Source organism: Aquimarina acroporae (assembly GCF_023195925.1).
In the GTDB taxonomy this organism is placed as follows: Bacteria; Bacteroidota; Bacteroidia; order Flavobacteriales; family Flavobacteriaceae; genus Aquimarina; species Aquimarina acroporae.
In genome coordinates this window covers 24,476-38,583 of the sequence record NZ_JALPRE010000027.1, presented here as the reverse complement: position 1 = coordinate 38,583, position 14,108 = coordinate 24,476, and the positions used below count along the sequence as shown (strand labels likewise).

At 35.5% G+C, this 14,108-nt stretch carries 4 protein-coding genes; 1 reads left to right on the top strand and 3 read right to left on the bottom strand.

The features are described from left to right. The 3 genes from M0D21_RS22650 to M0D21_RS22640 form a co-directional block, all read right to left on the bottom strand. The coding region (locus tag M0D21_RS22650; RefSeq protein ID WP_248334101.1) for a polysaccharide lyase at nt 1-4,089 on the bottom strand (4,089 nt) is incomplete at its 3' end. 66 nt (nt 4,090-4,155) lie between these two features. After that, entirely contained in the window at nt 4,156-6,000 is a 1,845-nt protein-coding gene (locus tag M0D21_RS22645) for a T9SS type A sorting domain-containing protein (RefSeq protein WP_248334094.1), read from the bottom strand. 78 nt (nt 6,001-6,078) lie between these two features. After that, entirely contained in the window at nt 6,079-9,435 is a 3,357-nt protein-coding gene (locus M0D21_RS22640; protein ID WP_248334086.1) for a cellulase family glycosylhydrolase, read from the bottom strand. Between the two features lie 598 nt (nt 9,436-10,033). Here M0D21_RS22640 and M0D21_RS22635 point away from each other — a divergent pair. Further along, entirely contained in the window at nt 10,034-14,101 is a 4,068-nt protein-coding gene (locus M0D21_RS22635; protein ID WP_248334084.1) for a hybrid sensor histidine kinase/response regulator transcription factor, read from the top strand. Nucleotides 14,102-14,108 lie beyond the last annotated feature (7 nt).

Below are 14,108 nucleotides of genomic sequence, written 5' to 3'. Positions count from 1 at the left end.
ATTTGGCGAATTATCATGCCCCCATTCATAAGGCACTTTGTTTTCTTGCCTTACCAAGACATTATTGATATAGAGTTTTACATTGGCGATACTTCCATCAGAATCTGATGCTTCTGCGATTACGACAAGATCATATCCTTGATTTACCGTCAAATTTCCTGAAGGAGATGTAAATGTTACTACTGGTGGTGTATTCGTATTCACACCCGTTACTGTTACTACAAATGTCTTACTTGTAGTAGCCCCATCATTATCTGTAGCTTCGGCTTTGATGGTATGTTCTCCTGGAGATAAACCTGACAGCTCATTAGCATTGTTTCCTTTACCCCACTCATAAGGTGCTTGAATTTCTTGACGAATTAGCATATCATCTATAAATAATTCAACCTTCTCAATGGTTCCGTCACTATCTGATGCATTTACAGTTACTTCAAAATTTGTATATCCTTCTTGTAGAGAAATATTTCCTGACGGAGAAACAAAAGAAACTGCTGGCGGGGTATTCTCTCCCGGAGTAGTATTATTTTTTGTAACTAGAATAACCCAATCTTGACCTCCATTATTGGGGGCATTTCCTAGAGATCTGTTTCCTCCACCACTAATATTTGTTACAGATCCATTCTTTAAACTACCACCGTTTCTAGGGTCATACCATTTTACTGTATATTGACCACTTTGTCCATTTAGATTTAAATTGGTAGAACCTCCATTTTTTAAGTATACTACATAAGCTTCACCCTGTTTTGCATAGCAATAGTCATTATTATTTGAAGACAATGAATTATTATTTCGCATTTGAGTTAACGGAAGATTGGCGATCTCAAAAAACCGAATTGCATGTCGGCCATAATCCCACCATTTATCTCTACTTCTAAAATCCTGCAGTGACAAGTCTGAATGTGCATTCTGATACCCAAAATACCATTCGTTCCCCCATCCACCAGCGAGTAAGGTTGCCCACATAGCATTTTTTCTACCATCGGTGTGAGAGTTTGCGGCATTGTTATCTGGTCGAATAGCATGCTGCGCATCTCCAGGTTCATCACAAGCGACTGCCCATTTTTTTCCAGCATTTCTAGAATCGTCTATCCCTTCTTTTACCTTACTAAAAACATTGCTAAAATCAGATTTATTGGTTTGTAATGAAAAGCCTGTTAGTCTTGATTGATTCCCTGTTAGGTAATCGGGAAAATCATTGGGGTGTTTGTGAATAACAATATGGTGATGATAAGGGTCATTCTTATAAAAATACTCTGCCATTGCACGCTCCTGTGCTGGTGATTGATCTACTGGTTGCGGTCCGCCACCGTTTTCTTCACCCAGATTCCAGTTTAGTGCCAAGTTATATCCAAATCTTGCAATTAACTCACGGTAATACAGTTTACGTTGAGTTCCTGTATTTCCATTATCCAGGAGTATTTCATTTTCGGTTTCTTGTGTTTTGAAATGTGCAAAAATTCCATTTTTTTGCATATGTTCTATGACAATTGCCCATTGCGCCAACTTAGATACATCTAGACGAGTTCTTTGATTGCTTGCGATATATGGATAAACGTTCTCATCATCTCCATTAATATTCATGGTTAGAAACGACATCGAGTTTAGACCTTCACTGGCGATATAATTTACTGCTCCTATTAACCCTTTTCCTTTGCCATTTTTCCACGTAGGATCGCCATTATTCCAATCACCAACATGTGGCGCATAATTCTTCCTTCTATTTCCTGCATTGGGGGTGTTATCAAAATCGGTATATGCTAATAAATTCTCTGGAGAATCTGGTCCTTGCTTAATCATATATTCTCCTGTTTCAGCAAATTTTAGATAATGCTCACCTACATACTGTAGGCGTCCTTTTGCTCTAAAATCTCTACCCGTTTTATTGGAAGCACTAATTGTAAAAGATCCTGTTTCTCCTTCCATAAAGCCTGCAACTGTTCCTGCAGTATTACTATCGTTTACCGCCACATTATTTCCTTTTCTGAAGGAAACTTTATAGTTCCAAACCCCTGTTTTATCCGGGGCAAAATGTGCTCTCCACTTATTACCATTACTAGCTGAAGTTTGTGCTGCATTACCATCGGCTGCGTAATATCCTGGCACCACATATGAAGGAGCACCACTTTGGTGGGTAAAGGTCACGTTTAATCGATAATTTAAAAACGGGTTCTCACTAGCAGTTTCAGAAGTGTTTGGGCCATTAAAAGTTAGTGTTACTTTATGCCATTTTTTTCGCTCACCTGTAATGGTGGCAGTACTGTTATCACTACCATTATCATCACATTTAGTTTCTGCAAGAGATAAGTCTGTAGCATTGGCACTGGTACGGTTTAATGTAATACGATCTAAGATATGATGTTTTGAACGCCCCGATATGAGCATGGTATACTCACCTGGCGAATCGAATTCGACGAAGATATCATGTGGATCATTGTCACTAGTTTTTGTCGTCCAGGTCCAGTTGGTAGTTCCTGTGGAATATACTTTAAAATATCCTTGACCACCAGCTCCTTCTGGATTCGGAGTTTGTCCAGATCCTTTAGGATAAACTCTTTCGCTGCCTTTCTGAGCATAAAAGCTACTCGCATCAGGAAATTTGAGCCAAGTATCATTGGCTTCAGTCGGGCTATCTCCTTCGCCAACTTTTGACCTCCATTGAAATTTATATCTTCCTGCAGCGTTTATTCTAATTTTAGTACTAATAACACCATTACCTGGGTCATTAAAATGATCAGGTCCCGTCCATTCCAAATATCCGTTTCCTGTAAACCCAGAAACATTACTCTTGCTTTTCCAGTTACCAGATATAGAAAGATTTTCAGCTTCTATAACTACCAATCCATTTTGTTCTTCATAGCCATTACATGAGGAGTCTCCTCCAGTATTATCTCCGCCACCATCATTTGAATTTACAGTAAATGACGTAGAATCCTCTGCGGTAGCACCGTCATTATCGGTAACCACGACTTTAATCGTATAATTTCCAGCTTGAATATTGGTTAAGGGATGGGGAGTATAATTTGCTCCATCGGTATCTACAAGGTTCCCGTTTACAAATACTTCATGCTTTTCTATATTCCCATCGGGATCATTAGCGTTAATGGTAACCGATAAATCGCTTCCTGCATCGTAGCTAGAATTATTAGGACTTGTAATAGCTACTGTTGGTTTATCATTCCCAGTATTGCCACCACCTCCTGTACAATTGGTCCAAACTTTGAAATCATCAAAATATGCATAATCATCTTGTGGTGAATGCCAAACAGGATCAGTTCGGTTTCCTCCTCTGTAGGTATGCATAACGATAGAATTAATTTTGACGCTTCCTTTTCCCGATAATCGAAACATTACATCATCCTGATCTACTAATTTTTGACCATCTACATACATTTTTAATATCCCGTTTTTTTGACCCGGAGTATTCAGCTTAAGGTATTGTTTTACAGTATACCACTTGTTTCTTTGTAGTTTTAGGTTTCCTAATCGTGTATTACCTCCACAGCGTGTTTCTCTATTGGGCAAATAATCATATACAATAAGATATGGTTCCTGGGTATGTGCTCTATTGGATCTCCACATCAATCTACAAGAAAATGCATTATTTACAGTATTCTGATTTTGTGTACATCCTGCAGGCTGTGATCCATTTGGTGTAGATGCCCCACCTAACCCTGGGAGTTTTCCTCCGGTAGCCCAAACAAAGTCATTGGCAAATTTTACCCGATATTCTAGAGTTGCTTCTTCAGCTCCATCGAAACTACTATCGAATACAAAACCTCCGCTTCTCCCGCTAGCATCGTTTTTTGTAAATTCTGCCCGTAGTTCTCCATTGATGACTCTGTTCCTTTGAGGAAAATCATTGCTTAATCCTCGAACATTACCTCCAGAAGTTCTTCCCGCGACCCTAGGGAAGTCATTATTTGCCATACTTCTGGTGTAGAGTTTATTTTGGCCATTATACTGACTAAAATTTTGATCAATAACCAATCGGCTATTGCTGCAATTCTGTGCATTGGCTCCACAAATTATGCTTAGTAAAACTACTAGCACAACCTGCCAATTATTTATAGTGAGGCTTCTTGCTTTCATTGTGTTTAATTATTAGTTAGACATTAAGTGTTTCTTGTGTTTGTGTTTTTGGTTACTTTGTATTTATCATTCTTTAATAAATTTGGTTTTATATGTTTTTTGAGAAGAAGATTTAACCTCGATAAAATATAATCCTGCAGGGAGTTTCTCCAATGAAATTTTAACTTCAGATTGTTTCGATGAAACTGGAAAAGATGCGATAGCTTCACCATTAAGGTCGAGTATATTGATTTGACTTGAGGATGAGGCTACTTGTTCTATAAAGATCGTCTCCTTGGCTGGGTTAGGATACACTCTAATTCTCTGGGCATTATTAATAGAGACTACCTTTTGACTTTTCCCGAGCATGCAAGAAGGAGGCTGCTCAGAATTACTAAAGCAAATTAAAGTAGATGAGTCTTTTGATTTTAAAATTAATTCTCCATTATCTAAGGTGACCCAATAGCTATCGTCTAAGCCCGCAACTCCGGTATTTCTCAATGTAATCTCGGGATTGGTGTCTTTGAGCTGAAATTGTGCAGTATCACTAAAATCTACATACCAATTTGGGAATCCATCGTTGGTAAGTATTGCAAATTTTGAAAGTTCGTTATAAATGGGGTTCCACTTTACCGAAAAATTGACGAAATTATGCAAAAATCCAGGAGCTCTATCTCCAATAATATGCACATTATTATAATATACATTATCAAGTCCTGGTATACCACCAGCAGCTGGTAAAGTAAAGCTGCAGGCAGAATTGTTTTCTACCGTTAATGTAATTGAGGTTTCTTTGGTTTCTCCTTTGGTATTTATAGCAATTGCTTTTAACAAATAAACACCTTCAGTTAACCCATTTACTTCCTCCGGATTTGGAGAACGATCATGGCCCCAAGTATATGGAAAAAAACGTTCTCTTCTAACGAAATTATCATCGATATAGAAATTTACTTCTCGTATATCGTTTTCATTATCTACAGCGTCAACCTCGATTTCAAGATCATACCCTTCTTCTACAGTAACATCTGAAGATGGTGTTTTGAAAGCTACAGATAGTGATTCTTCATTTTCATCTCCAGGCCCAGGACCATTATACCCTATCCTTGATTTAGATACTATAAAATCATCAAAATATGCATATTGATCTCGAGTAGGTTTAAAAGCATCACTACTTCCTCCAAAAAAGGTAGAAAGGTAAATACTATTCAAACGAATATCATCTTGCCCGCTTTGTCGATAATCTCCGTTATCGGTAATATCTATAGCTAATTCACCGTTTAACCAGCCACGCATAATTCCATTATTTTGCCCTGGTGTATTTAATTTATGATACACTTCGATATGGTTCCATGCCCCTTTTTTTAATTTTACCTGATCTGGTTGCGGACCTCCTGGTTCATCATATGGATCAAGCAAACTCCAATTTACTGATGCAGTCCAACCATCCCATGTAGGTCTTGTTTCAAAATGATTATAGAATTCTAATAATCCATCATTTCTCCACATCAATCTAAGCGACATATTTCTATCACTGGTTTGATAGGATAGCCCAGGTAATTTGGCTCCTGCTCTAAATTCAAAATCTTCCGGAATATATACTCGGTAACTAAAATATAACTCCTCAAAGGTATCGTAGTGATTCCAGAATAGTTTAGTATGCATTCCACTATCATTAGTTTTTACTTTTCCTTTGGGATATTTCACTTTTAAGACATTGCCTCTTTCTTGAAATTCTGAAATGAACACTCTTCCTTCGTCGGCCCCTTTGCAGAAATTAACTCCCAAAGCTGCTTCGATTTCTTCTTCGTTATATTGTCCTACCGGTAGCTGATCAAAATTGTTATGATACACAATATTTTGCTGTGCAAACATGCTGCTTACGCATACCAATAGTGATCCACATAGCCATTTTTTAAGCTTTGAATACTTCATTGTTTCTAAATTTTTTGATTAATAAGTCACCGGGCGACCCCTATATCACCCGATGACGCTGCATAAACATTGCATCTACTAATGCTTCGTGAATAATGTTGAGTTTTTATATCTTATTCCTTTCACAGTTAGAATGTACATTCCTGATTCTAAATCGGACACATCTATTTGAGGTGAACTACCATTTAGATTTTTGGTAATAATCACCTTACCTCTCATATCTATTACCTGTAATACAGAAGCTTTTTCAGGAAGATCATTTATGTAAATCATTTGATCTTCTACAGGATTTGGAAATAACTTAATTGGTTTTTCTTCCAGGGTTAATTCTGGAGATTTACTAGCGCAAAAAGGTGCAATTTCTGAATTGCTAAAGTATAGTGCGTAGCTTCCATTTTTTGAAACCATAACGAAGTTTGCTCCATCTTTAGCGACCCAATATGAACCATCCCAACCTGGTAACCCAGAATTTGACAAGGTTAATTCTGGACTTGCAGTATTAAAACTATAACTCATAGAATTTCTCAAATCTATATACCAATTGGGGACTCCATTATTGGTATTGATAGCAAATTGATATAGCCCATTATATTGAGGATTCCAATTGATCCTAAAACGTCTAAAGTTTGAAACATCTGGTCCTCCATTTCCTAGTACATGAACATTGGAGAATGAAATTTGATCAAACGCGGGTAAGGCGCTATTTAATGGGGTTCCAAAAGTGCAATTATCTCCTCCTCCGGTATCTCCACCAGAAACAGTAAGTATAAATGTAGTTTCTGAAGTTGCGCCTTCATTATCTGTGGCTATGGCTTTAAACGTATAGGTTCCGGCAGGTAAATTATTTACTTCATCAGGATTTGGTGACGTTGCGTGCCCCCACTCGTATGGATCAAAATTTTCCTGTCTTATAAATGTGTTGTCAATATAAAGTTTGACATTGTTTATACTTCCATCGCTATCTGAAGCATTTACACTCACATAGAGGCTATATCCTTCGTCTACCGTTAAATTACCTGAAGGAGATAAAAAGGATACTGTTGGCGATTGATTTACAGGATCATTTCCTTCTACAGTTACTATAATAGTAGCACTACTCACTGCATTATCATTATCTGTAGCTTCAGCTTTAAGGGTATGTTGTCCTACAGCTAACCCAAGAAGTTCACCAGCGTTTTCTCCCCGACCCCAAGTATATGGAGCTTCATCTTCCTGGCGAATTAAATTACCATCAACATACAATTTTACATTGCTAATCGATCCATCAGCATCAGATGCGTTAACGGTGACTTCAAAACTGGTATATCCTTCGTTTAAAGAAATATCTCCAGATGGTGATGCAAAAGAAATGCTTGGAGTTTGATTTTCTCCACCTCCTTCACAAGGAACAATATTCCAACTAGGACAAGACTCAGTAACAAAGTTTGTGGTTCCGTCGCTCACTGGGAAATCTGGCGAATCTGGATTCCTGGAGTTATTCCAAACATGAATTTCTGAAGGATTTCCTTGTTTTTTACGTGCTGTTGGGATTTCGTTGGCTCTACTACCTAAGTTGAACGTATTATCAAAAATTGCATTTCTGAACCCTGTATTGAATCCTGTACCACGATCTAGAAAATCTACTCCGGCATTAAGGATTGTAGAACCGTCTCTATTGAAAGTGTTATTATATACAAATCCATATGCTCCTTTTAAATCGATAAAGGCATCTGCACTATTTTCTCCTGATAATCCTTGGGCGGAAAATGTACAATTACGAATGATCGTATTTTTGGTTCCTTCTTTAATATCTGCTCCTTCGGCTGTTACATTTGGACCAATGATACAATCCTCTATAGTGTTATTATCACATCTTGGGTTGTACTTGTTATCGAAAATATTTCCTGCTTGTCCAGCACTTTCATGCTGTCCTTTATCTGATCCGACATATAGTCCTTCACCAATTCCTGGTTTCTTAATTCCCACGTTATATACCCTACAATTTTTCACCAAATTGTTACTTGACCCATCTCTAAGATGAATTCCTTCTTCTCCTAATTCACGAACTACAACATTTTCTATTCTACCGTGGTTGGCATTGTCAAAAACAATTCCTTTTGATCCTTCTTCAAGAATTAAGTCTTTAAGAATCCAGTAATCTCCAAGAATAAACATTACGTACCCATCGTAGGTTCCGTTAACTCCTTTTAAAATTGGTGGGTTCGAAGGGTTTTTAGCTCTAAGTATAATTGGTTTTGATGAAGTTCCATTTTTATCTGAACCAAATCTAGTTGCTTTATTTCCATAGTTAAACTTATCTGTTGCTGTGTATGTTCCTGAGGCTACTATGATTTCGTCTCCAGGTTGAGCATTTTTCATAGCTTCTATAATACAATCTACAGTATTACATTCTATGGTTCCTGAAGGAGGATTGGAATTCTCAGACCAATTCTCTACAATATCTTTTACAAATATTCCGTATTCGGTTAATTCATCATTAACTAATCCGTTTACCCCTTTTCCTAGTTGCACTTTTGAAGAACCTTCTGTTCTTGAAGGATCTGTATTACTAGGTTTATCACTTATAGACCAGGTCACATGGCTAATCTCTTTATCTTTAAGAAACTGCATCCATTGTTCTGTTTCGGCAGTGGCTATGCCACCATCGCCACTAGCATCTACAGCTCCCCATTCGGTTACAAATAAAGCTACACCATTGTTCAGGGCAGTTTGTGCTCTATTTCGAAGGCCTTGTGAATGCGTCCCTGCATAAAAATGTAAGGTATATGCTGTATTTACATCATTAATTGGGTCATTTGAAGCAGTATCTACCGCTTGCGACCAAGTTGGTGATCCTACTACAATCAAATTATCAGGGTCTTCAGATCTAATAGCCGCAATAACCGTATTGGCATAATTTTTTACTTGTGACCAGGACTGACCAATAGGTTCATTATATACTTCATAGATAATATTGGGGGTATCACCATATAAGCTTGCCATTTCTTTAAAAAAATCGGCAGCTTCTTGAGTATATTTTTCGGCTTCATGAGTATGCCAATCTACAATTACGTAAATACCTTGATCAATTGCAGCATCAATTATCTTTCTAATTTTTACAGTTTGTGCAGCTGGACTATCAATATATCCTCTTCCACCATCCCAATCTTCCTTTACTCCCATAGCTGCTCTAATAATTGAGCTATTCCAGTTTTGCGCTACGTGTTCTACGGTTTCAGCGGTGTAAAAGTCTGATGTATCTCCAGCATTACTCCAAAATAAACTATTCCCTGCTAGGCTTACAGGAACATTATCTTTATTAACAATTTTGTTTCCATTAACTCGTAATCTTCCATGTTTTTGTACTACTGTTTGGGCACTAGCGGTAAAGGCAAACAGTAAGACCCCCATGCATAGTCGTTTTAAACCATAATGGTAATTTACTCTCATTTTCATGATACTTTAAGTTTGTGATTTGTGTTAAGTTATTATTCATGACGCCAACAAATAACCCCAGATAAACTAAGAAGTTACTCTTGACGAGTTCAAATACCATTTGCTCCCGGTCACACACTATGTGCATCGGTTGGTATTTTCATTATGTAAAAAATGATTGCCTTAGATCATGAAAGAGGAAACTGGATCTTTTAGGCAAACAAGAGATTTCTGTTATATCGTGTAATATTTCGTTACAGATTTCAGGGCGTAAATAGTTTTCATAAATTAAATGTTTAAGTGTTTTACGTTATTACTAATCTTTCCCAATTATTCTGTCTAGTACCTTTTATCAAATAAATCACTAGGGGTAAATAAGATCAAAATTTGACAATTCAATATTAATCATTCTAATTGATCTGTAAGTCCGATTATAGGGGTAAAAAAGTACAAACAACTGATTATCAATGATTAAATAGTGAAATAAAATACAGAAAAACTACAGCAGTATTTAAGTATATTTTATCTTTATATCAAAAATACTGTCAAGTGCGATAATAATATTATACGTTTTTAGCGTTATTTTTAGAAAGTTCTTTAACCAATCACCCCAATTTTAATGAAATACAATATTAGCATACTAGTATGGGTAATTCATTTTTTTGCTATTTCTCAAGAATATAATTTCAATAATTTTATTCATCTTTCTGTATCTGAGGGTTTATCTCAAAGTACCGTATTGGCTGTAGAACAAGATCGGCTTGGGCAAATCTGGATTGGCACTCGAGACGGGCTTAATAAATATAATGGAGAAGAAATCACAGTTTATAGAACTTCACCTAATGATAGTACAACTCTTAGTAACAACGATATTTTATCAATTCTTGAAGATTCTGAAGGTAACATTTGGGTCGGCACTTATAATGGGTTAAATCGTTTTTCTCCCAAGGAACAAAAGTTTACACGGTATTTTTACAGCACCGAAAAGAATACCAATCAGCATTTTTCAACTAGAACTATTAAAGAAATAGATTCTAATCACCTATGGATGGGTACTTCTAGTGGTCTATTTATCTATCAAAAAGATAAAGCAAAATTTATAGAGATTACAGATACTTCAGGTAATGAATCTCAAATTTCGAATAGTACTATTCTTGAAATTTTTCAAGATAAAAATGATTCGGTCTGGATAGGAACTTCAAACGGTCTTTACCTAGTAAATTCTAAAGATTTTAGTGTAGAAAAATTTGATTGGAAAATAGGTGATAATATCAAAAACATTCAAGTTCAAGCCATAAATAAAGATGTAAACGGTAATTTATTACTAGGTACAAAACATAATGGTTTACTCGTGTACAACATCAAAAAATCTATTTTTTATTCCTATAATGAAATAGAAAATAGTCCCAATATAATACCTCAAAAAGACATAAGAAAACTACGATATGATAATTCAGGAAACTTATGGGTAGGTACTTATAATGGGTTATTCATTATAAAAAAAGATCAAAGCATTACCAACGTAGTTACCCAACCAGGAAACCCTAAAAGTCTAAGCAAAAACAGTATTAAAGAAATTTTTCTTGATCGCAATGGATCTATGTGGATTGGAACATATTATGGCGGAATTAATATGTGGAACCCTAACAATACTAACTTTAATACATTTTATGATATCAGAGGGCCTTTGGCCTTGCATCTAGGTGTTGTGAGTTCTATAGTTGAAGATCAACAAGATAAATTTTATTTCGCTACCGAAGGTCAAGGGATTAAAGTAAACTATAGTCATGGAAAGTCTGATGAAGAGACTACAAAATCGCTTAACACCCAACTAATAAATACAAATATTAAATCTATTTTACTTCAAAAAAACAAATTATGGGTAGGAACGCTTAAATCAGGTGTTTATCGTTATGATTTAGAGTCTAAAACATTTGACCAGAGTATAATTATAGAAAAAATTAATGCCGTTCTAAAAGACAAACCTGTTTATGCTATAAAAGCTATGGATCATTGTATAGCGTTTGGAACTTTTGGTCATGGAGTATATATATACAATCGAAAGACCGGTGGTATGAATCAAATTACCATAACCAATTCGCAAAGTCACTCGATAACCAATGTTAGGATTCGGACCATGCTTTTCGATGACGATAAAAATTTGTGGATTGGAACTGATAAGGGGCTTAATAAAGTTAAGTTTAAAGATCTTAATACTCCATCGCCGGAGATACTTCACTTTCTATATGAACAAAAAACTTTCTATGGTTATAACATTATTAGTCTCTTCCAAAATAATAAAGGCGATATCTTTGTTGGCACCAAAGAAAGAGGAGTACTACAACTCAATAAAGATACATTTGAAGCTATAGATTTCAATTTACGAAATTCTAAAATTACTTCGGCATATAGTATTGTAGAAGACGATCAGTATAATTTATGGGTGGGCTGTAATTTAGGAATGGTCAAGTACAATATTTCACAACAAAAGTCCACTATCTATGACCAATCTGAGTGGTTCATGGGGAATGAGTTTATTAATAATTCATACCTCAAATCTCGTAATGGAAATCTATATTTTGGAGGAACAAGAGGAGTTTCGTTTTTTAACCCAAAACAAGTTAAAGAAAGTAATTTCGACCAGAAAGTAATTTTATCTAAGTTTAAAATAAACGGAAAACCTATTGATGAAAACATTTCTTATCTAGACAAAATCTTATTGAATCATAACCAAAACTCTTTCTCTATAAATTTTGCTTTACCCAATTTTGTAAATTCTTCGAATCACAAATATGCGTATCGACTTTTGGGATTAAACGATGATTGGAAATTTACCAATAATCATGAGGTCTCTTACACCATACAAAAACCTGGAAATTACATTTTCGAAGTTAAAGAAGCGAATAATGAAAATATCTGGAATAAAACAACAACCATTTTACCTATTACTCTAGATGCTGCATTATGGAAAACACCAGTGGCCTACATTTTATATGTTATCGTTATAGCTCTCATTTTATACGTAATTTATAATAACATGAGAGCCAAAATCATTTTGGCTCATAAATTAAACTCAGAACGTCAAGAGCGTATACAGCAGCGGAAAATAAATCAGTCTAAACTTGAGTTTTTTACCAATATTTCGCACGACTTCAGAACACCTTTAACACTAATTTTGGCGCCATTGCAACAGGTAATCGAGAATTATAAAGGAAATAAAGATGTGTTTAATAAACTTCAGGTTATAGAAAAGAATGCAAGCCAATTACTAAAACTCACCAATGAGCTTCTAGATTTTCGGGCTTTTGAAAATCATCATACCAAACTTCTCACCAAAAACGAAAACATTGTAAAATTTGTTGAAGGGATATATAAGTCATTTGAAGAATATGCCGAAGTAGGTAATTACACTTATACTTTTGAAAGTATTGAGCACAATATACATGTGTACTATGACCAAACTAAACTAGAAAAAGTATTTTTTAATATCATTTCAAATGCTTTCAAATACACTCAAAAAGGAGGAATCATTCGTGTCAAAATAAGTCAAGATCAAGATCATGTAACTATTGAAATAGCAGATAATGGCAAGGGTATTAACAAACAGTTTATTGATAAAATCTTTGACAAGTATTATGAAGTAGCCAGCGATATTGAATATCAAAAACATTTTAACCAAGGAAGTGGCATTGGTCTTTTCATTGCAAAAAAAGCAATAGACTTGCATAAAGGATTGATTACAGTAGATAGTAAACAAGGTGCAGGTTCTATATTCGAAGTAGTATTAAAAAAAGGTAGAAACCACCTGGAGGATAATGAAATCTCCGGCTCCTCTTCTTACGATCCAATTGAGCCAACAATAATAGATATGGCACCATCACTGGATCATCATTTAGATGCTGAATTTAAGAATATACTTATTCCTTCAGAAACAGATACCATTCTAGTAGTTGAAGATAATGATCAATTTAGGCAATATCTTATTGATCTACTGAAAGAATTTTATGGTGTTATATATGCCATTGATGGCGAAGATGCATACCGAAAAGCTTTAAAATATAGTCCTAATCTCATTATTAGTGATGTTATAATGCCTAAAATGACTGGAATTGAGCTCTGCACACAATTAAAAGAAGAAGAACGCACCAGTCATATCCCTATTATACTCTTAACATCGAGGTCGTTGCAAATACACAAGCTTGAAGGTTTAGAATCTGGAGCCGATGCGTATTTTGAAAAACCTTTTGATATCAAAGAATTTCTCTTGGTAATCAAAAACTTTTTAGGGGCCAAGAAACGGTTAAAGGAACAATTGGCAAATAATACGGGGCTTGAACTGAACGATAATTTGATATCTCTGGATGACAAGCTATTCTATAAAGCAATGAAGATCATAGAAAATCATATTGGTAACCCTTCTTTTGATATCGCCTCATTTTGCTCTGAATTAGGTTTGAGTAGAACAATGTTATTTATTAAGGTAAAAGAATGGACCAACCTTACTCCGAAAGAGTTTATCCTTTCTATGCGAATGAAAAAAGCTACACAATTACTTGAGCAAACCGAATGCAGTATAGCCGAAATTGGCTATAAAGTTGGATTTAGGGATCCTAAATATTTTTCAAAAGCTTTCAAAAAACACTTTAAAAAAACTCCTACAGAATATGCGGAAAAATTTGGTTCCTAGATAAGGA